Genomic DNA, 26624 nt, shown 5'->3' with positions numbered 1-26624 from the left:
ATGGAACTTCGGGGGGCACGCGAAAAACAACTCAAAAACCGCCGAGCCATTGAAACCGGGCATAACCGCGCCTTGGTGACAGGGGCCGTTTTTGCCATTTTGTTTCTCGTCCTTGCTGGGCGCGTGGTCGACCTTTCCCTTCTGCACGGCGGTCGGGAACCCTCGCTTGTTGATAGTCCCAGCACGGGTGATGTAGTTGAAGCGGTGCGCGCAGATATCGTAGACCGCAACGGCGTATTGGTCGCGACATCCCTGCCTGCAGACTCGTTATTTGTAGATTCAAAAGCCTTTCTCGAAGCCGGTGAAGACCCGACACAAGCAGCCCTGAAACTCGCTCGTATTCTGCCCGAACTTGCCATTGATGATACGGTTAAAAAATTATCTTCCGGCAAACGTTTTGATTATCTGGTTCGCACCTTAACGCCCAATCAGAAATATCAAGTGAACCTGCTCGGCATTCCGGGGTTGGATTATCAAAGTGACGAACGCAGAACCTATCCCCAAGGTCCCTTGCTCGCCCATGTGCTTGGGTACACGGATGTGGATGGGCGCGGTATCGCCGGACTGGAACAAAGTTTCAACCATCAACTGACCACACCGGGTGGAAAGCTTGAACTTTCCATCGATGTTCGCATTCAATCCATTATGCGCAGCACCTTGCAAGACGCAATTGATGAATTTAAGGCCATTGGTGGGGCCGGGATCATTATGGACATTCAATCCGGTGAGCTTCTCTCCTTGGTTTCCCTGCCTGATTTTGATCCCAACAACACAGATACCCTTGTGGGCGACGCGGGCTTTAACCGTGCGACCAAAGGTGTTTATGAAATGGGTTCCATTTTCAAACTGTTCAACACAGCCATGGCATTGGACAGCGGAACGGTTAGCGTCAACGATACGTTTGATGCGAGCAAACCTTTGAAAATCGGTCGCTTTTTGATCAATGATTTCCATGGTAAAAATCGGGTTCTCAGCGTTCCCGAAATTTTGGTTTTTTCTTCAAATATCGGATCTGCCAAAATTGCATTGGAAGCCGGAACCGATTTACAACGTGAATATATGGGCCGCCTTGGCCTGCTGAACACGGCCTCATTGGAAATCCCCGAAGTCGGCACACCGCTTTATCCCACACCGTGGCGCAAAGCCAGCACGATGACAATTTCTTACGGGCACGGCATTGCCATTACGCCTTTGCAACTGACCAGTGCCGTTGGCGCTATGGCAAACGGTGGCCTTTTACCCAACCCGACATTGTTAAAAGGTGATTCTGGGGATCGCTTGCCCCCACGCCGCGTCATTTCCGAAGAGGTTTCCGCACAGATGCGCAAGCTTATGCGGCTGGTGGTTTTGCAAGGTTCCGGCAAAAAAGCCAACTCCGACTTCTACCGCGTTGGCGGCAAGACCGGAACAGCCGACAAGCAGGAAGGCGGGTCTTATAACCGCCGCGCCCGTATCTCGTCTTTTGCAGGTGTGTTCCCGATTGAAAGTCCGAAATATGCCATTCTCGCAATGGTCGATGAACCGGTCGGCAACAAAAAAACATTCGGATACGCAACAGCCGGCTGGGTTGCCGCCCCGATTGCAAAAAAGGTCGTTGATCGCGTTGGTCCCATGCTCGGCCTTGCGCCCTCAACGGGTGAAGAACAAGCCTATCAACCGGGAGACCCCCTTTTCATCAAGGTGAAAGGGTAAATCATGGCTCAACTAAACATTCTTTTCCCCGATTGTGTGTCTGAACTGGAAATCACAGGTCTGAGCGTGGATAGCCGTGCGGTTAAACCCGGCTATCTGTTTGCCGCCCTGCCCGGCAATCGCGTTGATGGGCGCGCCTTTATTGAACAGGCCCTCAAAAATGGGGCCAGTGCCGTTTTGGTCCCCAGTAAAACCGAAGGCCTCGATATCTATCCGAATACCGTTTTCATTTATGATGACAACCCACGTCTGCGTTTTGCCAAGGCCGCAGCCGCTTTTTATGGCGCGCAACCTGGTCTATGCGCCGCCGTTACCGGCACCAACGGTAAAAGCTCAGTTGTCACCTTTGTTCGTCAACTCTGGTCCATGCTCGGTCATTCAGCAGCCAGTGTCGGCACCTTGGGCATCACGGCACCGGGATTGAATATTGCAGGTGGCTTGACCACACCAGACCCGGCAGGTTTGCACCAACGTCTTGCAGAAATTGCACAATCAGGCGTCACCCATCTTGCAATGGAAGCTTCCAGTCATGGGTTGGACCAATATCGCATGGACGGTGTTAAGGTTCAAATCGCAGCCTTTACAAATTTAAGCCGGGACCATCTGGATTATCATGTCGATATGGCAGATTACCTGCGGGCAAAGAAACGGTTATTTAGCGATTTACTCAGCCCATCCGGCATTGGTGTACTCAACGCCGACATCCCAGAATATGAGGCTTTACGCAGCCTACTGGAACAAACAGGCCGCAAAGTGCTGAGTTATGGAAAAATGGGGCATGATATTCAGTTGATCACGGCTCAACCGACGTCGCACGGTCAGGACCTTGTCCTGCGCGCAGATGGCAAAGACTATAAAATTTCATTGCCACTGGCCGGATATTTTCAGGCCGAAAACATTATGTGCGCGACCATGATCGTTATCGCCAGTGGACATAGCCCGCAAGACGTCATTCCCCTGTTGTCTAAACTGGAAGGGGTTCCGGGTCGGATGGAGGCAATGGGCCATGGCGTTTATGTCGATTACGCCCATACCCCGGATGCCTTAAAAACCGTCCTATGTGCGCTACGCCCCCATACACAAGGGCAACTGGCTGTCTTGTTTGGATGCGGCGGGGATCGTGATAAAGGCAAACGTCCGCAAATGGGAGACATTGCAGCGCAGTTTGCTGATCGTGTATATGTCAGTGATGACAACCCGCGCAGTGAAGATGCCACAATTATCCGTTCTGAAATCATGGCGGCCTGCCCGGATGCGACCGAAATCGGTGATCGCAAAGCTGCCATTGAAACCGCCATTTCCGAATTAAAAGAAGGCGATATTCTTCTAATTGCCGGAAAAGGCCATGAAACAGGTCAAATTGTGGGGGATCGCGTTCTTCCCTTTGATGACCGCGCCCTTGCACGGGAGTTGATCCATGACTGATATCTTATGGACAACTGACGAAGTGGCAAAAGCCGTAGACGGAACCCCGTTCGGTCAATGGGAATGCACAGGCATTTCTATTGACAGCCGCCATATAGAAAAAGGCGATCTGTTTATCGCGATCAAGGGACCGAGCTTTGATGGGCATCAATTTGTTCACGCTGCCTTAAAGGCTGGCGCAGCTGCTGCTATTGTCTCGCATATCCCAAAAAATTGCCGCAAAGATGACAAGTTATTGCTTGTTAAAAATACAACACGTGCATTGGAAGATTTAGGTCGTGCAGCGCGCGCACGCTCAAACGCAAAAGTCGTTGCCGTCACCGGCAGCGTGGGAAAAACCGGGGTGAAAGAAGCCCTTGCCAATGTTTTATCCAAACAAGGCAAGACGCATGCAACCCTTGGCAATCTCAATAATCATTTCGGCCTGCCTTTAACCTTGGCCCGTATGCTGCGCGACTGCAAATTTGCGGTGTTGGAACTGGGGATGAACCATGCAGGCGAATTGACTGAATTATCCCAAATGGCCCAGCCTGATGTTGCCGTTATCACAACGGTTGCTGCCGCCCATCTGGAATATTTTGCGGATGAAGCGGCCATTGCCGATGCCAAATGCGAAATTTTTGCAGGATTGAAAAAAGGTGGTGTTGCCGTTTTAAATGCTGACAACCCGCATTTCGAACGCATGAAACAGGCCTGTCTGACACAAGGTGTCGATAACATCATCACCTTTGCAAATGAACAAGAAGCAGCATTCAGCGCAACGTCTTTTGAAAATGATGAAACCCAAAACGGCACATTTATCTCAGCCAACATCCACGGGCAGTCCTTGAGTTATAAAATCGCCCATGATGGTCGCCATTGGGTTACCAACAGTCTGGCCGTTCTTGCCTGCGTTGAGGCCTTGGGTGCAGACGTAAAACAGGCGGCAAACGATTTGGCCCATCTGTCCCAATTAAAAGGACGTGGAGCCGTTCATACCATTGAGATATCCGGAGGCAGTGTTCGCGTTATTGATGAAAGCTATAATGCCAATGAGGCTTCGATGCGCGCGGCCCTTGACGTTCTGTCCCATCAATCCGGTCGACGTCTTGCGGTTCTGGGCGATATGCTGGAACTCGGCCCCGATGAAATTGATATTCACAAAAACTTGGCGGATGCCTGCGAGCATATCCATTTGGTCTTTGCCTGCGGCCCGTTAATGAAACATTTATTCAAGGCGTTGCCCGCCCCACAACGCGGCGCCCATGCCTCCAACGCCGAACATCTGGCGCCGTTGGTGGTGCAAGCGGTTCAACCGGGTGACGTTATCAGTATTAAAAGTTCGCGGGGATCACGCACCGATCTGGTGCTGGATGCCCTTCTTGAATTGCAATCCAACGGGACGTAAAGACGAAAGAGAAACCGACACATGTTATATCACCTCCTCTTTCCTTTGGCCGATCAATTTGCGGTCTTCAACCTGTTTCGCTATCTGACATTCAGAACGGGCGGCGCGGTTATGACGGCTATGGTCATTGCTTTTATCATCGGTCCGCGTCTTATCCGTTGGTTGCGCCAATGGCAAGGTCAAGGCCAGCCGATCCGCGACGATGGACCGGAAAGCCATTTGAAAAAACAAGGTACCCCGACAATGGGCGGTATCATGATTTTGACATCCATGACCATTTCCGTTCTGTTGTGGGCCGATTTATCAAATCCTTATATCTGGGCAGTTATGTTGGTAACATTGGGTTATGGTCTCATTGGCTTCGCTGACGATTATCTGAAAGTTTCCAAGAAAAATACTAAAGGCTTATCCGGTAAATTGAAATTGCTTGGTCAACTTTTGTTTGCCGGGATTGCAGCCTTTATCGTTGCCAGTATTCAACCGGAAAGCCTGAACACTCATCTGGCGCTGCCTTTCTTCAAGGATGTTTTACTCAACTTGGGTATCTTCTTCCCGATCTTTGCCGTTTTGGTCATGATTGGATCCTCCAACGCAGTCAATCTGACCGACGGATTAGACGGTCTTGCAACTGTTCCGGTGATTATTGCGGTCGGCGTTTTTGCGATTTTTTCCTATCTGGTTGGCAACTTTGTTTTTGCCGATTATCTGCAAATCCATTATGTCCCCGGCGCAGGCGAACTTGCTGTTATCTGCGCAGCCGTTATCGGGGCCTGCATTGGGTTTTTATGGTTTAACGCCCCGCCCGCAATGGTCTTTATGGGGGATACCGGATCATTGGCCCTTGGCGGCACCTTGGGGTCCATTGCGGTTGTCACCAAACACGAACTGGTTTTGGCCATTGTCGGTGGCCTGTTTGTTTTAGAAACCGTGTCCGTCATCGTTCAAGTGGCCTCGTTTAAACTGACAGGCAAGCGCGTTTTTAAAATGGCACCGCTGCATCACCATTACGAAAAAAAGGGCTGGGCCGAACCCACCATCGTTATCCGTTTCTGGATTATCGCCTTGATCCTCGCCCTGATCGGGCTCGCCACATTAAAACTACGTTAAAGGAGCATACCGGACGTGATCATCCCTACTGCTTATAAAGACAAAACAGTCGCCGTTCTCGGACTCGGTAAATCCGGTGCTTCGGTTGAACGTGCCTTGCAAAATGCAGGGGCGCGCGTCTGGGCATGGGATGATAAATCAACACGCGATGATCTGGTTGATTTAACCAAAGCAGATTGGACCCAGATTGACCTTCTGGTTATGAGCCCCGGTATCCCACACACTTTCCCGACCCCACACCCTGTGGCAGAATTGGCGCGTGCGCATAACTGCCCCATCGTTTGTGATGTGGAACTGTTGGTGCAAACCTGCCCAACTGCCAAATATGTTGCTATTACCGGAACCAACGGAAAATCCACAACCACATCCTTAATCGCCCATATGTTGGAAGTTGCAGGTTTTGACGTCGCGGTTGGCGGCAATCTGGGCACGCCTGTCCTTGATCTGGACCAACTGGATGAAGACGGTGTTTATGTGCTGGAACTATCATCCTATCAATTGGAACGCACACCGTCACTGTGCGCCGATGTGGCGGTGTGGTTGAACATCAGCCCGGATCATCTGGATCGCCACGGTGGCTTGGATGGATATATCGCCGCCAAAAAGAATATTTTTGCCAATCAAGGGGTCGAACAGTTTGCCATTATCGGTATCGATGATGACCATAGCCGCAAAGTCTTCGCCGAAAACGACCTGATACAGGCAAAACGGATTGCCATAACAGCCAACGGCCCGGTTGAAGATGCGATTTTCGTTGATGAAGATATCCTGATTGACGAAGCCTTTGATCCTGAAGGCATTCAGGTCATGGATTTGTCTTCTGTCAAAACCCTGCAGGGCAAACATAATCAACAAAATGCACTGGCCGCTTACGCCACTGCCATTGCCTTGGGCGCGGATCCGGCATGGGTTGTGCGTGGCATTGCCAGTTTCCCCGGCCTTGCTCATCGTCAGGAAATCATTGCCACCGTTGATGGAGTTTTGTTCATCAACGATAGTAAAGCCACCAACGCCGATGCTGCAGGTAAAGCACTCGGTGCTTATGACCACATTTACTGGATTGCGGGTGGTCAGGCCAAAGAAGGCGGCATCACCTCGTTGTTGGGCCAATTAAGTTCCGTTGAAAAAGCCTACCTGATCGGTGAGGCCGAAGACGCCTTTGCTCAAACATTAGACGGTGCCCTGCCTTATCAACGGTGTCAGACTTTGGAATGTGCGCTTACACAAGCCTTTCAGGATGCACAAGAAAAAGGCGGGGTTGTTTTATTATCTCCGGCCTGTGCCTCATGGGATCAGTTCAGCAGTTTTGAAGCGCGCGGCGATGCCTTTCGCGCCCTTGTCCACAAGTTACAAGAGGAGACCGCCTAGATGATCAGCTTCTCTCGTGTTGATACAAGTATTTTGGGTCGTTGGTGGTGGACGATTGATCGCTGGCTACTCTCCGCTATTTTACTGATTGTTGCGGTCGGGGCGATTTTGACCTTGGCTGCCAGCCCGCCTGTCGCAGCCCGCATCGGTCTGGATACTTATCATTTTGCCATTCGTCAGTTTGCCTATCTTCCTTTGGCGTTATTAACCATGATCTTTGTTTCCTTGCTGGAACCAGTCATGGTGCGTCGATTGGCTGCTGTTCTTTTTGCCGTTTTCCTTATCCTGACCGCCAGCACCCATTTTTTAGGGGCCGAAGTCAAAGGGGCGGCACGTTGGATTTCTTTTGCAGGCTTCACCATTCAACCGTCCGAATTTCTAAAACCCACCTTTGCAGTCGTTGCCGCCTGGATGTTCAGTGAATGGCGCAAGGATACGGCGTTTCCCGGTCATTTCATTTCCATTGCCTTGTTTGCTTTGGTTGTCGGTTTACTGGTGACACAGCCTGATTTCGGGATGACGGCTGTTATCTCAGCAGTTTGGGGGGTGCAATTCTTCTTGGCTGGATTGCCTGTTTTCTTTGTTGTTCTGGTTGCCGTCGTCTTTATGACCGGTTCTATGGCCGCCTATATGATGGTTGATCACGTCAAAAGCCGTGTAGATCGTTTCCTTGATCCGGCCAGCGGAGACAACTACCAGATTTCACGCTCCCTCGAAGCGTTTCAGAACGGCGGTTTGTTTGGCACTGGCCCCGGTGAAGGCGATATCAAGCACCTGTTGCCCGATGCCCACACCGATTTCATCTTTGCCGTTGCCGGTGAAGAATTCGGCCTGATTGCCTGCCTGTTCATTATCGGCTTGTTTGCCACCATTGTTCTGCGCGGGTTTTCCAAAATGTTTCGCGAAACCAACTTGTTTGTTTTGTTGGCTGTCGGCGGGCTTGTCACCCAATTTGGCTTACAGGCCGTCATCAATATGGCCTCAACCACACACCTGATGCCCACCAAAGGCATGACCTTGCCCTTCATTTCCTATGGCGGGTCGTCTTTGCTGTCATTGGCTTTAGGCATGGGCATGTTGTTATCACTGACGCGCCGCCGCGTCGGGGGGGAGTTATGAGCGATAAAAAACCCTTGATCATTCTGGCCGCGGGCGGTACAGGCGGGCATGTTTTCCCGGCAGAAAGCCTCGCCGAACAATTACTTGCGCGCGGCTACCGCCTTGCCCTGTTCACAGATAAACGTGGTGCAAAATACAGCGGTGTCCTTGGTCAACTGGAAACCCGACATATCAGTGCAGGCAGTGTCGCTGGACGCGGTCTTTTTGGTAAAATCCGTTCGGCCTTTTCCTTGGGGCTTGGCGTCTTTCAAGCCAAACGCCTGCTTGCCAAAATGGAGCCCAGCGTGGTGGTCGGTTTCGGCGGCTATCCATCTGTGCCAACCATGATTGCAGCCTCCCTCGGGGGATATGCAACCGTTATCCATGAACAAAATGCCGTCTTGGGTCGGGCAAACCGTTTGTTGGCAGGCAAGGTTAAACGAATTTGCACGTCTTTCGCCACGGTGGATCACATTGGTTCGGAAAATGACGGAAAAGTTATTTTCACCGGTAACCCTGTGCGCCAAGCCATTTTGGATAAACGACAAACGCCTTATGCAGAAATAAAAGACCAAGAGGATATTCGTATCTTCGTTTTAGGCGGGTCACAAGGTGCGCAAGTTTTCAGTGATATTCTACCCGATGCAATTGATGAACTAAGCCCAATGGACAAAGCGCATCTTTCCATCACACAACAATGTCGCGAAGAACTGTTATCTCAAACAAAAGAAGCTTATGCCAAAAAATCAATTCAGCCTGTTTATTTAGACAGCTTCTTTGAAGACGTCCCTGAAATGTTGGCAAAGTGTCACCTGCTTATCGCACGTGCCGGGGCTTCCACCTGTGCAGAGGTCACGACCATTGGTCGCCCCTCCATTCTGGTGCCCTACCCCCATGCAACCGACGATCATCAAACCAAAAATGCGCAAAATCTGGAATCTGTTGGTGCCTGCAAATTAATCGCACAAGACAAACTGACATCAGAATATTTGGGGAAAGAACTACAAAACCTGCTGGATAACCCACAGGCCCTGAAACAGATGGCTGACGCGGCCTATAACGCAGGTCAACCCGACGCCGCCACCCGTTTGGCCGACGCGGTCGAAGATTTAATCAAGGTGAAAGAATAAATCATGAAATCCTTACCTTTATCCATTGGCACCCTTCATTTCGTCGGTATCGGCGGCATCGGTATGAGCGGCATTGCAGAAATTCTGCATAACCTCGGCTACACCGTTCAAGGTAGCGATTTAAGCGACAATGCAAACGTTAAACGTCTGCGCGAACTTGGGATTAAAGTCTTTGTCGGGCATCAGGCCGAGAATGCCAAAGATGCGCAAGTCGTTGTCATTTCATCCGCCGTCAAACCGGATAACCCCGAAGTCGTTCATGCGCGCCACAATCATATTCCCGTTGTGCGCCGCGCAGAAATGCTGGCTGAACTGATGCGCCTGAAAGCAGCCATTGCCATTGGCGGCACACATGGCAAAACCACAACGACAACCATCGTTGCAACCTTGCTGGATGCCGCAGGTCTGGACCCAACCGTCATCAATGGCGGGATCATCAATACGTACGGCACGAACGCCCGTCTGGGTACAGGCGATTGGCTGGTTGCCGAAGCCGACGAGTCTGATGGGACCTTTATCAAGCTGCCCGCCTCCTGTGCCGTTGTTACCAATATCGACCCGGAACATCTCGATCATTACGGCAGTTTTGATAAATTGCGCGCAGCTTTCGATACCTTCATCCAAAACATTCCGTTTTACGGTTTTGCCGCCCTATGTATTGACCATGCCGAAGTTCAAGCCATGATCCCGCGTGTGCCGGACCGCAAAATTGTCACCTATGGATTTTCACCCCAAGCCGACGTGCGTGCCACCAATGTGGACATGGGACCGGACGGGGCACGTTTTGATGTGGTGATAAACAAACGTGGCGAAGAGGCGCGCACCATCGAAGGGCTGCATTTTCCCATGTTGGGGGCACATAACGTACAAAACAGTCTTGCCGCCGTTTGTGTTGGTCTGGAATTGGGCATGTCGGATGCCACCATTCGCAAGGGTTTATCCGCGTTCGAAGGGGTCAAACGTCGTTTCACCAAAACAGGCGAAGTCGATGGCATCGCCATTATTGACGATTACGCCCACCACCCCGTTGAAATCTCTTCCGTCTTAAAGGCAGCACGCAGTGCGGGACGGGGCAAGGTTCACGCCGTTGTACAACCGCATCGTTACACCCGTTTGCGTGACCTGTTTGAAGAATTTTCCACCTGTTTCAACGATGCTGACAGCGTCATCGTCGCCGATGTTTATCCCGCCGGTGAACAACCGATTGAAGGGATCGACAGAGACCATTTGGTGGAAAGCCTGATTGGTCACGGCCACCGCCACGTAATCTCGATGGAAAGCCCGGATAAGCTGGCCAGCATCATTCATGATATCGCTGGCCCCGGTGATTATGTCGTTTGTTGCGGCGCAGGCAGTATTTCAGCCTGGGCCTATGACTTACCGGATCAACTCAGCAAAGTAAAAGAAGGGTAATTTTCGTGACTTCTCCTGTTTTATTCAAAGAAGGATTGCTGGATAGATTGCCCGCCGTGCGCGGACGATTAAGCGCCAATGCGCCTTTGGATAAGATTACATGGTTCCGCGTGGGCGGGCCGGCTGAAGTCATGTTCCGCCCTGAAGACAGCGACGATTTACGCGATTTTATGCAGAACAAACCCGCCGATGTCCCGGTTACCTTTATCGGGGTGGGATCAAACTTGCTGGTGCGTGATGGTGGCATCCCCGGCGTTGTTGTTCGATTGGGCCGTAATTTTGCACAAATCCGTGTGGAAAATCAGGACATTATCTGCGGTGCGGGCGCATTGGATGGCAATATCGCCAAGGTTGCGCTGGATAATTCTTTGGGTGGTTTAGAATTTCTTAGTGGTATTCCCGGCACAATAGGCGGTGCCTTGCGTATGAACGCAGGCGCCTATGGTCGTGAAATGAAAGATGTGCTGATGGAAGCCACCGCTTTGTCACCGAATGCCGAGGTCAAAACCTTAAGCCTGAGTGAAATGGGATATAGCTATCGCCATTGTGATCTGTCTGATGACTGGATTTTCCTGTCTGCACGCCTGCGTGCACAACCTGCTGACCAAAACGAAATCGCGGCACAGATGAAAGAGATCCAACAGGCACGCGGGGACAGCCAGCCTGTTCGTTCACGCACAGGCGGGTCTACTTTTGCAAACCCCGATGGTCACAAGGCATGGCAATTAATCGATGCCGCTGGATGTCGTGGATTGAAACGCGGCGGCGCGCAGGTATCTGAACAACACTGTAATTTTCTGCTCAACACCGGGGACGCGACAGCCGCCGATCTGGAAGGATTGGGCGAAGAGGTACGCGCCCGTGTTTTAAAACAAAGCGGAATAGAACTGCGTTGGGAAATCAAGCGCATCGGCTTGGAAAAAGGAGAAGACCAATGACGACACATGTTGCTGTCCTGATGGGCGGATGGTCCTCGGAACGTGAAGTTTCCCTCGTGAGCGGGGCCGCGTGCGCCAAGGCTTTGCAAGAAGCAGGTTATAGCGTGACCACAATTGATATCCAGCGTGATATGGGATCGCTACTCACCCGATTGTACCCCAAACCGGATGTGATTTTTAACGCGTTGCATGGCCCCTACGGTGAAGACGGCTGCATTCAGGGTTTCCTGAATATCATCAATATTCCCTACACCCATTCCGGTGTTATGGCTTCTGCCCTTGCGATGGATAAACCCATGTCCAAACGCCTGTTTGAACAAGTCGGCATTCCATGTGCCAAACACGATATCGTCAAACGCGACGATGTTTTGGCAGGCCGCGTCATGGATGGTCCTTATGTCATCAAACCGACCAACGAAGGATCAAGTGTTGGCGTTAAGGTTGTCATGGATGGGGACGAACCACCGTTCAGTCACGATGACTGGCCTTATGGTGATGAGGTGATGGTTGAACAATTTGTACCGGGCCGTGAGTTGACCGTCACCGTCATGGGATCACGAGGCGCCCTCGCTGTAACCGAGATTTGTACCGATCATAAATTTTATGACTACGATGCCAAATATGTCGAAGGCGGGTCCTGGCATGAAGTTCCGGCCAAGATCCCAGCAGATATAGAAGAAAAAGCCAAACGTTTTGCGGAAAAAGCCCATGAGACACTGGGATGTCGTGGTGTCAGTCGTGCCGATTTCCGTTATGACGACGAAAAAGGCGAGGTTTACATTCTGGAGATTAACACCCAGCCAGGCATGACACCAACATCGTTGGTGCCAGAACAAGCTGCGGCGGTCGGAATTTCTTTCCCAAAAATGGTGGCATGGATGATCGAGGAAGCACAATGCGACAACTAAGTGTGACATCGCAAAATAAACGCAAACGAACACAAGTCTGGTGGAAACGGGCAACCGTACGTCCCCTCGCCTTCAGTGCCGTGATGGGAATTATTGCCGCCCTTTTAACCTATGCTGTCAAAACGGGTTTGACCGATCTTGCCTCCATGCGTATAGAACGTGCCACCCTGAGTGCAACGGCAAAAACAGGCCTGATCCTGCGTGATGTCATGGTTGAAGGTCGTGAAAACACCCCGTTAAAAGATTTGCGCGCCGTCGTTAATCTGGAACTGGACCAACCCATTCTGGATATTAACCCACAAGGCTTGCGTGAACGGATTGAGGCCTTGCCGTGGGTGGCAACCGCATCGGTTGAACGCCAGCTTCCTGATATTTTACATATCCGTCTGAACGAACACCGCCCCATTGCCATGTGGCAACATGACGGAACCTTCTCTTTGATCAACAAAGAAGGGGACGTCATCCTCACCGGTGGGGACGACATTAAGGTTTTCGCCCATTTGCCATTGGTCGTCGGGGAAGGTGCGCCGGAACATAGCGCACAAGTTCTGGCGATTTTGCGCTCAGAACCGGACCTGAATAAAAAAGTAAAAGCAGCGGTGCGCGTCTCTGATCGTCGTTGGGATATCGCAATGGAAAATGGCGCCTTTATTCGCCTGCCCGAAAACAATCCCGAAAAAGCATGGTCGCGCCTTGCCGTCTACAACAAGGAAAATTTACTGTTCGACAAGAAGCTCGCCAGTATCGACATGCGCCTGCCCGACAGAATTATGGTGAAAATCGACGATTTGGAAACGATTCGTAAACCAGTTGGGGGGCAAGATACATAAATCGGCATTTTTAAACCGATCTATGTTTTTGAAGATTTGGATATGAACAACGTGACAAAGAAAACCAGAAACGGCCTGATTGCGGCTCTGGACATCGGCACTACCAAAGTGTCGTGCTTTGTTGCGCGTGCCCACAAAGGGCAAGAACTGGAAATCGTCGGCCTGTCTCATCAAATTGCAAACGGCCTGCGCCGCGGCGTTATCGTCGATATGGAAGCCGCTGAACGTTCTATCCGATCCGCCGTGCATGTTGCTGAAGAAATGGCAGACGATACCATTGACCGCGTCATCGTTTCACTTTCCGGTGGACAACCAAAAGCACAAATCAAAGATGTGGAAACCAATGTTCCCACCGCACAAATTGGCAACCTTGATATCCAGCGCCTGTTTACCCAAGCCCGTATTCAAGGTCAATTGCCACAAGATCACGTTCTATTACACACCATGCCCACAGACTTTACCGTAAATGGTGAAGCCGGTATCCGCGACCCGCGCGGCATGGCCGGGGAACGCCTGAGCGCTCGCATGAACCTGATTTCGGCAAATTCCAGCACAGTACGTAATTTAAAGACCTGTCTGGAACGCTGTCATCTGGATGTTGAAGAAGAAGTCGTCAGTGCTTATGCCAGCGGTCTGGGCTGTCTGGTTGCAGACGAAATGAATTTGGGTGTCTGTGTGGTTGATATGGGCGGTGGCACAACAGACATTGCCGTCTTTATCGAAGGCAACCTGATCCATGTGGACAGCATCCCCGTTGGGGGCATTCAGGTCACCAACGATATTTCACGTGGGCTAAATACACCCGTTACCCATGCAGAACGTATGAAAACCAAATTCGGCAGTTGCCTGCCCGCCCCCAGCGATGATCACGAAATTTTACGGGTCCCTGTTTTGGGTGAAGAGGACGAAGCCGAAGGCACAACGGAATCACGTTCCACGTTGGTCAGCATTATTCAGCCCCGTCTGGAAGAAACATTTGAACTGGTCCGCGAACGTCTGGAAAATTCAGGCCTTGATAAAATCATTGGTCGTCAGGTTGTTTTAACCGGCGGTGCCGCACAATTGCGCGGGGTGCCGGAACTGGCTTCTCGCATTCTGAGTAAACGAATTCGTATCGCCCGCCCCCAACGTTTAAAGGGATTGGCGGACGCAACAAGCGGACCGGAGTTTTCAACATGCGTCGGTCTTTTAAAACATGCACACGAGAAACAGGGAGTATGGCCGTCGTCATCTCCACAAGCCGGACCGGACCCCAATCATCTTTTTGGAAAATTAGGGGTCTGGTTTAAACAAAATTTTTAGATTTGGACCTTAAACTACTCAAACAGCCACAAACCAACGCAAAAAAAATAAAGTTGGAACTGGCAAGAGCGATAACAAAACAGTAATACACGTTGTAAATCGAAAGGGCAGACAAAAATGGCCATTAATTTTCAAGCACCGGAACATCATCCGGCCCCTGTACAAACAGGCCCCCGTATCACAGTCATCGGCGTCGGTGGCGCCGGCGGTAACGCCGTCAACAATATGATCCAGTCTTCTTTGGAAGGTGTGGAATTTGTTGTTGCCAACACTGATGCACAAGCACTTGCACAATCCAAGTCAGATCACCGTATTCAGTTGGGTGCACAACTGACCTCCGGTCTGGGTGCAGGTTCCAAACCCGATGTCGGGCGCGATGCTGCCCTTGAATCCATTGACGATATCATGCAGCAAATTGCAGGTTCCAACATGGTCTTTATCACTGCTGGTATGGGCGGCGGGACAGGCACTGGTGCAGCCCCTGTAATTGCGCATGCTGCACGCGAAGCCGGTATTCTGACCGTCGGTGTGGTGACCAAACCGTTCCAGTTCGAAGGCGTGCACCGTATGCGTTTGGCTGATTCCGGTATCGAAGAAATGCAAAAATATGTCGATACACTGATCGTCATCCCTAACCAGAATTTGTTCCGTATCGCAACGGAAAAAACAACATTTGCCGAAGCCTTCCAAATGGCGGACGAAGTGTTACATTCCGGTGTCCGTGGTGTAACCGATTTGATGGTTCGTCCCGGCATGATCAACCTTGATTTCTCCGACATTAAAACAGTCATGAGCGAAATGGGTAAAGCCATGATGGGTACAGGCGAAGCCGAAGGTGAACGTCGCGCTGTCGAAGCGGCCGAAGCTGCCATTTCCAACCCGTTGCTGGACGACAGCACCATGAAAGGGGCGAAAGGCGTCCTGATCAACATTACGGGTGGTTTGGATATTTCCCTGTTCGAAGTGGACGAAGCCGCCAACCGTATTCGCGAAGAAGTCGACCCGAATGCTAACATCATTTTTGGTACAACTCTGGACGAAAGCCTCGAAGGCAGAATGCGCGTTTCCGTCGTTTCCACTGGCATTGATGCAATGGAAGCCGAAAATCCGAAACCCCGCATTTTGGAAGTTGTGGAAAACACATCTGCTCCACAACAAACGCAGCCGACTCCTTCAACAGAAGAACGTAATGCGACTGTGGCAAAAGCTGCCGCTTCTAAAGTTTTGTCCATGCAATCGGTTGCTCAACCGAGCATGAACGAGCAAAAAGAAAATAACGTTGCAGAAGAAAACGTTGCCATGAACGCAGAACAAGTTGCCATGCGCATCCAAAACACACTGCGCCAACCGCAACAAGCCGCTGTTGAAACTGCACCTGTGGAACAACGTGCCCCGTTTATTCCGCCTGCAGCAGCACAAACCAACAGTGTGGACGAACCGGTTCAGGCCCACAATCCCTTCCATATCAGTAGACAGGTTCAGGAAGAAAAAGTGGAAGCCGAAGTCGCCCCGAGTGCCGCACGTTCCTTATTTGACCGTGTAACAGGTCGTACTTCACGCCCGGCACGTACCAAAGAAAGCGCAGAAATCCACGAAATGTCACAGCCGAGTCTGGATATTTCCCCGGCAGATCGTCCGGTGACCTCTCAGCAGGCTGAAGACGATTTGTTGGATATTCCGGCTTTCCTGCGTCGTCAGGCAAACTAAACCAGATCGATCCTGCCTGATCGATCAATGAAAATAACCAAAAGTTATTTTCACACAACGTGACTTGATGCCGGTCCCGGTTATCGCATATGCGTATGCGAGATTGGGATCGGCTTTTATTTCAATAGGTTAAAGGTATATTGCGTTGTAACAAAACGTAACAAAGCTTGATTTGAGTTCTCGCCCTCAACCTCGTAATAATTCAACCTAGGAAATTCGAAAAAAGTACGGGGACTTCCCGAACCAACACCGAAGAGGCGTTATGACCAATATTAAAAATCAGAAAGCAAGCAAAGTTCTTCGCCAAAAGACATTGAAGACCGCTATCAATTGCTCCGGCATCGCCCTGCATTCTGGTGAAAAAGTTTCCATAACCCTAAAACCTGCCCCCGCAGACAGCGGCATTATTTTCAAACGTATCGACATTGCTGGTGGCGGCGCTGAAATCAAAGCGACCTACGACAATGTTGTTGAAACGACTCTTTGCACCAAAATCGGTAATAGCGATGGTGTCACCATTGCAACAGTTGAACATCTGATGGCTGCGATTTCCGGCTGTGCAATTGACAACATGTTAATCGAAATCAACGGACCGGAAATGCCCGTCATGGACGGCAGCGCTGCACCGTTCGTCTTTTTAATTGAATGCGCCGGTACTATTGAACAAGATGCCCCGCGCAAAGCCATTCGCATCGAAAAGAACGTCAGCGTTGATGAAAAAGACCGTTTTGCCGGTTTCCAGCCTTGCAAAGGCAGCATTCTGGATTTCACCATTGATTTCGACAACCCCGCCATTGCCCGTCAAGAACACAGTGTCCATATGGGTCGCGGTGTCTTTAAAGACGAATTATCCCGCGCACGGACTTTCGGTTTCCTGCATGAAGTCGAATATATGCGCGCCAATGGCTTGGCCCGTGGTGGTTCCCTTGACAACGCCGTTGTTGTCAGCGCAGACGGGGTGATGAACGAAGAAGGCTTGCGTTTCGAAAACGAATTTGTTCGCCATAAGATCCTGGACGCTGTTGGCGATCTGGCCTTGGCTGGGCTGCCGATCATTGGTCGTTACACAGGGATTTGTTCCGGTCATTATCTTAACAACCAGCTCTTGCATGCATTAATGGCAAATCAGGATGCATGGTCCATCGTCCCGATGACACAAGACGATCTGGATGGTGCCTACCTTGAACAACGTCACGCGATTAAATCTGCGTAAAATGCCGCCTCTCCTATAAGAAGCTTCCTTGCCCCGCACAATTTTTGCGGGGCTCTTTTTGTCATCTAATAAAGGAAGTCAATTTTTATCTTATTTGAATAGAGACAAACGGGGCTTTCTTGGTATAGTCTCGCTAATCCTGATCAAACCGATGATAATGACAAGACTTCTATGAAACAGATCAAACTCAAGTCCGTTCTTAAGCTGGCCGCACCGATTGCAATCGTTGCCCTTCTTGGTGCCTGTTCTTCAAACAAAGACGATACGCCATACGTTGAGCAGCCCGTTGAACAACTTTACAACGATGCGCACAACGACTTGCTGGGTGGCAAGTATAAAGAAGCGGCAAAAAAATTCGATGAAGTCGAACGTCAGCACCCTTATTCCGTATGGGCAACCAAGGCACAGCTCATGGCAGCTTACGCCCATTACGAACATGAAAAATATGACGATGCTGTGATTGCGTTAGACCGTTTCATCCAATTACACCCGTCCAACAAGGATGTCCCTTACGCCACTTATTTAAAAGGCCTGTCCTATTACGAGCAAATTTCCGATGTCGGGCGCGATCAGATGATGACGGATCAAGCGCAAAAATCATTCCGCGAGTTGATCAAAAAATACCCGACAAGCAAATATGCCCGTGATGCCCGTTTAAAACTCGATCTGACCTTCGACCACTTGGCGGGTAAGGAAATGGAAATCGGGCGTTATTACACATCGCGTAACCAATGTATTGCCGCACTTGCGCGTTTTAAAACTGTTGTCCAAAAATACGACACCACCACCCATGTCCCCGAAGCCCTGCATCGCATGATCGAATGCTACATGCAATTGGGACTGGATGAAGAAGCCAAACGCACAGCAGCAGTTCTCGGTCATAACTTCCCCGGTTCAGAATGGTATATTGATACCTATCAAATTGTGGAACGCAAACGCCTGCGCGACAAAGAAGACCCCGCATGGTATTGGCCGTTTGAAGAAAAAGACACACTGGAAGCTTTGGAAGAACAAGACGGAAAAAAGGCTGAAGACCTGCGTGCCAAGCAAGAACAGCCCCAAGATACCGAAGAAGAATCCTGGTGGAAATTCTGGTGATCCTGCCATGCTGCATAGATTATCCATTCGCGATATCGTCCTCATTGACAAACTGAATGTGGATTTCAAAAACGGCCTGTGTGTCCTGACAGGGGAAACTGGTGCGGGTAAGTCCATTTTGTTGGACAGTCTCGGCCTTGCCCTTGGGGCACGCGCCGACAGCGCCCTTGTGCGTCACGGCTGTGAAAAAGGCAGCGTCAGCGCGGAATTTGATCTTTCAACCGATCATCCCTTCTGGCACATACTGGATGAACAGGATATTGAACGCGACGACAGTCTTGTCTTACGCCGCGTGGTCAATGCGGATGGAAGATCACGGGCTTATATCAATGACCAGCCTGTTTCCGTCTCCCTGCTTAAGCAAGCCGGGGCCGCCCTTGTTGAAATTCATGGGCAATTTGATACTCAAGGCCTGCTTAATCCCGTTACACATCGCAGCCTTCTGGATGCGTTTGGTACTTTAGGCAATCAAGCCAAACGAACGCGCATCGCCTTTCGCAGCTGGAAACAGGTAGAACATGATCGCAAAGCAGCCGAGGCCGCCCTTGAAAAAGCACGCGCGGACGAAGAATATCTGCGCCATATGGTCGACGAACTCACACAGCTTGCCCCGCAAGAAGGCGAAGAAGAAGAACTCGCCGCCCAGCGTCAGCGATTGATGCATGGTGAAAAACTGATCGACGGTATGAATCAGGCTCATGGTGAACTCACCTCCCACAAAGGGGTTGAAGTCAACCTGCGTAACGCCTTGCGTCATCTGGAACGTATCGCAGAAAAAGCCGAAGGGCGTTTAGACAGCGTCATAGAAACACTGGATAAAGCGTCTGAATATACAATGCTTGGCATTCAGGAATTGGAACGCGCCAGTAATGAAGTTGATCTAGACCCCCGCCACCTCGAAGCCGTGGAAGAACGCCTGTTTGCCCTGCGCGCTGCCGCGCGCAAACACGATGTTCCGGTCACCGAACTGCCCAACCTGAAAGACCGTTTCGAGGCCCAGCTCAACGCGGTTGAGGCAGGCGACACGGCCTTGCATGAACTGCGTCAAAAAGAAACCGCCTTACGGACCGCCTTTATCGAAATTGCCGAGGATCTGGGCCAAAAACGCCGGGGGACAGCGCAAAAACTGGATAAAGCCGTCAATGATGAACTTACGCCGTTAAAATTAGGCGGTGCCACCTTTGCAACCACCATTCAAAAATTGAATGCCCAAGACTGGAACGAAACGGGTTGTGACAAAATCGCCTTTGAAATTTCCACAAACCCCGGTGCGCCGCTTGGCCCAATTGCCAAGGTTGCTTCCGGTGGGGAACTTTCACGTTTTATGCTGGCCCTCAAGGTCGTTCTGGCACAAGCCGATCCCATCCCGACCCTTGTTTTTGATGAAGTCGATGCCGGTATCGGCGGGGCCACGGCAGCAGCGGTCGGGGAACGTCTGGGGAAACTGGCACAGGATGTACAGGTTCTGGTCGTTACCCATTCCCCGCAGGTGGGTGCACGCGGCAACCATCATTTACGCGTATCCAAGGCTGAAAACAACGGACAGGTTGTTTCCACCATTCGCCCGCTTAGCGATGAAGAACGCACCGAAGAAATTGCCCGCATGATTTCCGGTGAACAAATCACCATCGAAGCCCGCGCAGCGGCTGATACCTTGCTCAATGCCGTTTAGGCATCACACATATAACAGAGACTAAAAAATGGCGATCCAAAGCTTACGCACCATCTCAGTTGATCAACTGACAGAATTCGACGCCTATGCGGAGCTTAAAGCACTCGCAGATGAAATTCACGCGCATGACAAGGCATACTATCAGAAAGACGAACCCGATATTTCAGATGCCGACTACGATGCACTGCGCCAACGCAACATGGCCATTGAGGAAAAATTTCCTCATTTAAAACGCAAGGACAGCCCGACAGATAAAATCGGCGCACCACTGCAATCCGGATTTTCCAAAATTACCCACGCTGTTCCCATGCTCTCACTCGGCAATGCTTTTTCCGAAGAAGACGTACAGGATTTTCTGGACCGTATCCGGCGCTTTCTTGGGTTATCGGCTGATGAAGCCGTTGAAATTGTCGCAGAACCGAAAATTGACGGCCTGTCCATTTCACTCCGATATGAAAACGGGCGTTTTAAACAAGCCGCCACCCGTGGTGACGGGGCGGTTGGCGAAGATGTCACCCAAAATATTCTCACCATGAAAGAATTACCACTAAACCTGCCTAATAATGCCCCTGATGTGGTCGAAATTCGCGGTGAAGTCTATATGGCAAAAGATGAGTTTGCTGAATTAAACCGCCTGCAAGAAGCCGCCGGAGCCAAAATTTTTGCCAATCCGCGCAACGCAGCAGCTGGATCATTGCGTCAGCTTGACCCAAGCATCACGGCAAGACGTCCTTTGCGTATGTTTGCTTATGCATGGGGGGAAATGTCTGCACCTCTCAGCGATACCCAAATGGGAACGATTGAAACCTTTAAGGATTGGGGATTGCCCGTTAACCCCCTAACCAAAGTTTGTACCAATATCGCCGATATTATGGGACTGTATGAAGATATCAATAATCAACGCGCCGAGCTTCCTTATGATATTGACGGGGTCGTCTATAAGGTCAACCAACTGGATTGGCAACAGCGCCTCGGTTTTATTTCCCGGTCTCCGCGTTGGGCGATTGCCCATAAATTTCCAGCAGAGAAAGCTCAAACCGTTTTGGAAGCCATCGACATTCAAGTTGGCCGCACAGGGGTCCTTACCCCGGTTGCACGCCTGAAACCGATTACAGTTGGCGGTGTGGTTGTCTCCAACGCAACCCTGCATAATGCAGACGAGATCAAACGTAAAGACGTTCGTGTCGGCGATAGCGTTATCATTCAACGCGCGGGGGACGTCATCCCGCAAGTGGTTGAAGTTGTCCTTGAAAAACGCCCCGAAAACACCGCAGAATTTATCTTTCCGACCGAATGCCCAGAATGTGGCAGTCATGCCATGCGCGAAGAAGGCGAAGCGGCCACACGCTGCACCGGCGGACTGATTTGCCCAGCCCAAGCAGTTGAACGATTAAAACATTTTGTCTCGCGCAACGCCTTTGACATGGATGGTCTGGGGGCAAAAAACATTGAACGGTTCTGGCAGGAAGGGTTAATCAAAACCCCCGGCGATATCTTCCGTCTGGGTGATCATGCAGAAACCATTGCCAAGTGGGATGGCTGGAAAGAGAAATCCGTTTCCAATTTAAAAAAATCTATCGACCAACGCCGGACAATTGGACTGGACCGCTTTATTTATGCCTTAGGCATTCGCCAAGTGGGACAGGCAACGGCGCGTACATTGGCCAAAAACTACCTGAGTTTTGATAATTGGTATCAAGCCATGACCAAGGCCTGTGATCCACAAAGCAGCGAATTTGCCGACCTGATTGATATTGACGGGATCGGAAGTGCAATGGCACAGGATATTGTAGAATTTGTCCATGAACCCCATAACCGCGAGGTTATGGAAGACCTGAAAGCCCAATTACATATCGAAGACTTCACAGCCCCCAAAACAGACGGAAGCCCCGTTGCTGGCAAAACCGTTGTCTTTACCGGCACCCTCGTCACCACAACCCGGTCCGAAGCCAAAGCCAAGGCAGAAAGCCTCGGCGCAAAAGTATCCGGTTCTGTCTCGAAAAAAACCGATTATGTAGTTGCCGGGGAAAGTGCCGGTTCTAAACTTAAAAAAGCAGAAGAACTCGGTGTGCAAATCCTAAGTGAAGAAGCTTGGCACAATTTAACCAGATAATCCAAAAGCTCACCCAAATGGGGGTGGCTCCTCACAATAGAACAATTCTATATTCAAGCTGTAAGGCATAAATATAGAGGGGTCATATGTGATGAATGCCGATCACAATGGAATTGAAAACATCGGCGACGATGACGACACATGCCTCATCGCCACCACCTTATATAATGCACAAGGATTCGAAAACGCTTTAGCGCGGGTTTCCGATTATATTCGTGAAGCAGAAGACACCATGCAACGCCGTGAATGGCAACGCATCGCGTTGGAATTGACCAACTTATGCGCCGCCGATCCACAATGTGAGGCCAAAAAGCGCAAAAGCCTGAATTAATAATATTTCATTCCACGTCAATCAGTTCAAAATCGTGCGTAATCTCAGCCGTTGCCCCCAACATGAGGGAGGCAGAGCAGTATTTTTCCGCCGACATCTCAATCGCCTGCGCCACTTTCTTTTCTTTCAGATTACGGCCTGATACCTTGAAGTGGGCATGAATTTTTGTATAGACCTTCGGGTCTTCATCGGCGCGCACACCGTCGATTTCAACTTCGCAACCGGTCACATCTTCACGCATGCGTCCCAGAATATGAACAACATCAAATGTGGTGCAGCCCCCCATTCCCAAAAGTAACATTTCCATGGGACTCGGGCCGACGCTGCCTTGCCCGGGGCCTTTTGCTTCCATCACAACACCGTGGCCACTGCCACTTGTGCCGATAAATACACGGTCTTCAACCCATTTAACACGTGTGGTCATTGCTTGGTCCTTGACTTAAAAGAGATATCGCTCCTACATAAACGGTATGTTTCTAAAAGGAAAGCCATATGATTGATTGGGCAAAAGTCGATAAAGCCAAGGCGCCAGCGACATTGGGCCAAGAAATATTTCACGTTCGGATTTCCGAGATCACCCCGAACGGGTTATTTTCCGTCTGTAATGTCGCAGAATACCTGCAAGAAAGTGCCTTTCGGAACTCTACCTTGTTAAATTTGGGGATGGAAGCCTTGCAAGGAACCAACCTTGCGTGGGTTCTCGCCCGTTTGTCTATCCATGTGCGCCATTACCCCCGCAAGGGCGACGCGGTTGCCGTACAAACATGGTATGCCGGACAACAAGGGCGTTTCGGCAATCGCTTTTACAGGTTGCGCGATGAAAACAACATGGTGATCGCCACCGCCCTATCGACCTTTGCGCTATTTGACCTGAAAACACGTACCATTGCCGACTGGCCAGAATTTGTCCTTGCCCGCATGCCCGAAGCTGGCGAACGCCCAATTGATTTTCAACGTCGTACCGTGGAAAAGCCCCTTCTGGGTATCCCGCAACCTCCGTTCAAACCGCGTTTAGGCGATATTGATCTTTACAACCATGTAAACAATACCAAACTGATCCAATGGGCCTTAAGTGCCTCTGCACATAATGTGCGCCATCCCTTCCAGCCACGCGCACTGGACGTCGTCTTTCGCAATGAATGCCTCTTGGATGACAATGTGCAAGCTATGGTCCAGCAGGTCAGTGAAAAAGACAGCAGCGTTTTACTCGCCACCACTGGCGGTAAAGAATTAATCCGCGCCCATATTACCCGATAGGCCCCTATAATAAGAAAGTTTCCCCCATGAAAACTGAACAACCCCAAACCATCCGTCTGGAAGATTACCGTAAACCAGCCTATCTGGTAGAAAATGTCGAACTTGTTTTCGATCTTGAAAGTGAAAACACACGTGTTGTCTGTGCCACAACCTATTACGCCAATAACACGGACAATGCGCCCTTGGTTCTGGATGGCGAAGACCTGAAACTTCTCCATATCACAATCGATGGACGGGAACTGGGCGAAAATGACTATAGCTGCGATGACAAAAGCCTGACCATTACCAACTTGCCCGAACGTTTTGAGCTGGTCATCGAAACCGAGATTGATCCCAAGGGTAATACACAACTCAGCGGCCTTTATCAATCCAACGGGACTTATTGCACCCAGTGTGAAGCACAAGGTTTCCGCCGCATCACGTATTTTCAGGACCGCCCAGATGTCATGGCGACCTACAATGTAACCATTATTGCAGATAAGGCCGCATGTCCGGTCCTGTTATCCAACGGGAATTTAATTGAACAAAACGATGTTGAAGACGATCAACATATTGCCGTTTGGCAAGACCCATTCCCCAAACCATCCTACCTGTTTGCTCTTGTGGCAGGGGATCTTGCACAAGTCAGCAATACTTTTATCACCAGCACCGGGCGAACTGTTGATCTGCATATCTTTGTCGAACATGGCAATGAAGACCGGGTTGATTGGGCAATGGAAAGCCTCAAGGCCGCCATGAAGTGGGATGAAGATCGCTTTGGTTTGGAATATGACCTTGATCTTTACAACATCGTTGCTGTCAGTGATTTCAACATGGGCGCAATGGAAAATAAATCGTTGAATGTCTTCAATACCAAATATGTCCTTGCCAAATCCGACACGGCAACCGATGCGGATTACGCCGGGATCGAAGGCGTCATCGCCCATGAATATTTCCACAACTGGACCGGCAACCGGGTGACGTGCCGCGACTGGTTCCAACTGTCCTTAAAAGAAGGCCTCACCGTTTTCCGGGATCAGGAATTTTCCTCCGACATGCGCTCGCGCCCCTGTGAACGTATCTCAAATGTCAAAGTTCTTCGCGCCGCACAATTCCCCGAAGATGCGGGTCCGCTGGCTCATCCGGTGCGCCCCGAACAATATATGGCGATTGATAACTTCTACACCGCGACCGTCTATAATAAAGGGTCCGAGGTTATCCGCATGATGCATACCCTTTTAGGGGAAGATAATTTCCGCAAAGGTATGGATCTTTATTTTGAACGTCACGACGGACAAGCCGTCACCTGTGACGATTTTGCTGCGGCCATGATGGATGCCTCCGACATTGATCTAACGCAATTTAAACTTTGGTATTCCCAAGCCGGAACACCCGAAGTCACCGCCCATTGGTCCTATGACCATGAAGCTCAGCAGTTTGATTTGACATTGGCCCAGCATCTTGCCCCGACACCGGGACAAACTGAAAAACAACCGTTACATATGCCCATTTCTATTGGCCTGCTTGATCTCGAAGGTACGGAGATTCTAAGCGATGTTCTTTCTTTTTCCAAAGCCAAAGAAACCTTCCGTTTTGAAAATATCGAAAGTGAACCGGTCATCTCGCTAAATCAGGGTTTTAGCGCACCAATCAGATTAAAAGCCTCGTACAGCCGTACGGAATTGGCCTTTCTGATGGCAAACGACAGTGATGATTTTGCCCGGTGGGAAGCCGCACAGACATATGCTACAGACCTATTACTGGAGATGGTCAAAGCCTATCAAAAAGAGAAACCATTTAAAAAGGACGACGATTTCATCCAAGCCCTGCGTCAAACCCTGTTAAATGACCAACTGGATCTGGATTTCATTGCCCTCTGTCTGCAATTACCAACAGAAGGCTACTTGGCAGAACAAATGGAAACCATAGATGTGGTTGCTATTCATCAAGCCCGCGAAGCCCTGCGCCATTATATCGCAGAAGACCTCCAAGAAGACTTCCTCAAATTATTCAGGGATTTGCGCAGTGATAAACCCTATAGTCCGGATGCTGCATCCTGTGGGCAACGTGCGTTGAAAAACACCTGCCTCGCTTATCTTGCAGAAAACAACGACCCAGCCTGCCTCGCCCTGATTACAGCACAATATCACAATGCCAATAATATGACGGACCGTATGGCCGCTTTGTCGATCCTATCCAACAAAGAAGCCGATGCCCGCCTTGAAGCGCTGGAAGATTTCTACACCCGCTTTAAAGACGATGCATTGGTCGTGGATAAATGGCTGAGTGTTCAAGCCATGTCCAGCCTGCCCGGCACACTAAACACCGTGCAAAACCTGATGTCGCATGAAGCTTTTTCAATTAAAAATCCGAACAAGGTGCGCTCCTTGATCGGCGTTTTTGCCCATGCCAACCAATTGCATTATCATAACGAAGATGGATCCGGTTATGCCTTCCACGCTGATCGCATCTTGGAACTGGATAAAATCAACCCACAGATTGCTGCACGCATGGTTGCCCCGCTTGGCAGATGGCGCCGCTTCGATGCAAAACGTCAAGACCTGATGAAAGCCCAACTCCAACGCATCATCTCTACAGACAATTTATCCGGTGACACCTTCGAAATGGCGAGTAAATCGTTAGCTTAAAGCCAAAA

The 26624-nt window shown here is 50.3% G+C and carries 21 protein-coding genes; 20 read left to right on the top strand and 1 reads right to left on the bottom strand.

Features of this window, described 5'->3' with window-relative positions; translation table 11 throughout:
* From ACI0FF_RS04800 to ACI0FF_RS04715, 18 genes are all read left to right on the top strand, one after another.
* A complete protein-coding gene (locus ACI0FF_RS04800) occupies positions 1–1692 on the top strand; it encodes a peptidoglycan D,D-transpeptidase FtsI family protein (RefSeq protein ID WP_419798987.1) in 1692 nt (563 codons plus the stop codon).
* A 3-nt stretch (positions 1693–1695) separates the two neighbouring features.
* Positions 1696–3117 carry a UDP-N-acetylmuramoyl-L-alanyl-D-glutamate--2,6-diaminopimelate ligase gene (locus ACI0FF_RS04795; protein WP_419798986.1) on the top strand — a complete coding sequence of 474 codons (1422 nt, stop codon included), beginning with the start codon at positions 1696–1698 and terminating at the stop codon, positions 3115–3117.
* Positions 3110–4504, top strand: coding sequence for a UDP-N-acetylmuramoyl-tripeptide--D-alanyl-D-alanine ligase (locus ACI0FF_RS04790; RefSeq protein WP_419798985.1), 1395 nt, complete (start codon positions 3110–3112; stop codon positions 4502–4504). Before ACI0FF_RS04795 ends, ACI0FF_RS04790 begins: the two co-directional genes overlap by 8 nt.
* 21 nt (positions 4505–4525) lie before the next feature.
* Entirely contained in the window at positions 4526–5611 is a 1086-nt protein-coding gene (gene mraY / locus ACI0FF_RS04785) for a phospho-N-acetylmuramoyl-pentapeptide-transferase (protein ID WP_419798984.1), read from the top strand.
* Between the two features lie 15 nt (positions 5612–5626).
* A complete protein-coding gene (murD, locus tag ACI0FF_RS04780) occupies positions 5627–6979 on the top strand; it encodes a UDP-N-acetylmuramoyl-L-alanine--D-glutamate ligase (RefSeq protein ID WP_419798983.1) in 1353 nt (450 codons plus the stop codon).
* Entirely contained in the window at positions 6980–8098 is a 1119-nt protein-coding gene (gene ftsW, locus ACI0FF_RS04775) for a putative lipid II flippase FtsW (protein WP_419798982.1), read from the top strand.
* A complete protein-coding gene (gene murG / locus ACI0FF_RS04770; RefSeq protein WP_419798981.1) occupies positions 8095–9207 on the top strand; it encodes an undecaprenyldiphospho-muramoylpentapeptide beta-N-acetylglucosaminyltransferase in 1113 nt (370 codons plus the stop codon). The genes ftsW and murG overlap by 4 nt, the downstream gene beginning before the upstream one ends.
* 3 nt (positions 9208–9210) lie before the next feature.
* Entirely contained in the window at positions 9211–10620 is a 1410-nt protein-coding gene (gene murC, locus ACI0FF_RS04765) for a UDP-N-acetylmuramate--L-alanine ligase (RefSeq protein ID WP_419798980.1), read from the top strand.
* Between the two features lie 5 nt (positions 10621–10625).
* Positions 10626–11558, top strand: a complete 933-nt coding sequence (murB, locus tag ACI0FF_RS04760; protein ID WP_419798979.1) for a UDP-N-acetylmuramate dehydrogenase — start codon at positions 10626–10628, stop codon at positions 11556–11558.
* Entirely contained in the window at positions 11555–12466 is a 912-nt protein-coding gene (locus ACI0FF_RS04755) for a D-alanine--D-alanine ligase (RefSeq protein ID WP_419798978.1), read from the top strand. The genes murB and ACI0FF_RS04755 overlap by 4 nt, the downstream gene beginning before the upstream one ends.
* A complete protein-coding gene (locus ACI0FF_RS04750) occupies positions 12454–13296 on the top strand; it encodes a cell division protein FtsQ/DivIB (protein WP_419798977.1) in 843 nt (280 codons plus the stop codon). The genes ACI0FF_RS04755 and ACI0FF_RS04750 overlap by 13 nt, the downstream gene beginning before the upstream one ends.
* Before the next feature lie 42 nt (positions 13297–13338).
* The gene (gene ftsA, locus ACI0FF_RS04745) at positions 13339–14598 is read left to right on the top strand and encodes a cell division protein FtsA (protein WP_419798976.1); all 1260 of its coding nucleotides are present in this window, start codon (positions 13339–13341) and stop codon (positions 14596–14598) included.
* A 117-nt stretch (positions 14599–14715) separates the two neighbouring features.
* Positions 14716–16305 carry a cell division protein FtsZ gene (gene ftsZ / locus ACI0FF_RS04740; protein ID WP_419798975.1) on the top strand — a complete coding sequence of 530 codons (1590 nt, stop codon included), beginning with the start codon at positions 14716–14718 and terminating at the stop codon, positions 16303–16305.
* A gap of 262 nt (positions 16306–16567) precedes the next feature.
* Complete coding sequence (gene lpxC, locus ACI0FF_RS04735; RefSeq protein ID WP_419798974.1) at positions 16568–17518, top strand: UDP-3-O-acyl-N-acetylglucosamine deacetylase; 951 nt, start codon at positions 16568–16570, stop codon at positions 17516–17518.
* Positions 17519–17689: 171 nt separating this feature from the next.
* A complete protein-coding gene (locus ACI0FF_RS04730; protein WP_419798973.1) occupies positions 17690–18616 on the top strand; it encodes an outer membrane protein assembly factor BamD in 927 nt (308 codons plus the stop codon).
* 7 nt (positions 18617–18623) lie between these two features.
* On the top strand, positions 18624–20288 hold the full coding sequence (gene recN, locus ACI0FF_RS04725) for a DNA repair protein RecN (RefSeq protein WP_419798972.1): 1665 nt from the start codon (positions 18624–18626) through the stop codon (positions 20286–20288).
* A gap of 28 nt (positions 20289–20316) precedes the next feature.
* Positions 20317–22401, top strand: a complete 2085-nt coding sequence (gene ligA, locus ACI0FF_RS04720; protein ID WP_419798971.1) for an NAD-dependent DNA ligase LigA — start codon at positions 20317–20319, stop codon at positions 22399–22401.
* 91 nt (positions 22402–22492) lie between these two features.
* Positions 22493–22732, top strand: coding sequence for a hypothetical protein (locus tag ACI0FF_RS04715; protein WP_419798970.1), 240 nt, complete (start codon positions 22493–22495; stop codon positions 22730–22732).
* A 7-nt stretch (positions 22733–22739) separates the two neighbouring features.
* Here ACI0FF_RS04715 and ACI0FF_RS04710 read toward each other — a convergent pair whose 3' ends face one another.
* Positions 22740–23156: an OsmC family protein gene (locus ACI0FF_RS04710; protein ID WP_419798969.1), complete on the bottom strand. Its 417-nt coding sequence runs from the start codon at positions 23154–23156 to the stop codon at positions 22740–22742.
* A gap of 68 nt (positions 23157–23224) precedes the next feature.
* Between ACI0FF_RS04710 and ACI0FF_RS04705 the strand changes: the two genes are divergently transcribed.
* Together ACI0FF_RS04705 and pepN are read left to right on the top strand one after the other, a co-directional pair.
* A complete protein-coding gene (locus ACI0FF_RS04705) occupies positions 23225–23989 on the top strand; it encodes an acyl-[acyl-carrier-protein] thioesterase (protein ID WP_419798968.1) in 765 nt (254 codons plus the stop codon).
* 26 nt (positions 23990–24015) lie between these two features.
* Positions 24016–26616, top strand: a complete 2601-nt coding sequence (gene pepN / locus ACI0FF_RS04700) for an aminopeptidase N (RefSeq protein ID WP_419798967.1) — start codon at positions 24016–24018, stop codon at positions 26614–26616.
* Positions 26617–26624: the final 8 nt, after the last annotated feature.

It is taken from the genome of Terasakiella sp. 4MB5A (assembly GCF_050058155.1).
In the GTDB taxonomy this organism is placed as follows: Bacteria; Pseudomonadota; Alphaproteobacteria; order Rhodospirillales; family Terasakiellaceae; genus Terasakiella; species Terasakiella halodenitrificans.
The sequence above is the reverse complement of the archived record's forward strand: the minus strand, read 5'-3'. Positions and strand labels throughout refer to the sequence as shown.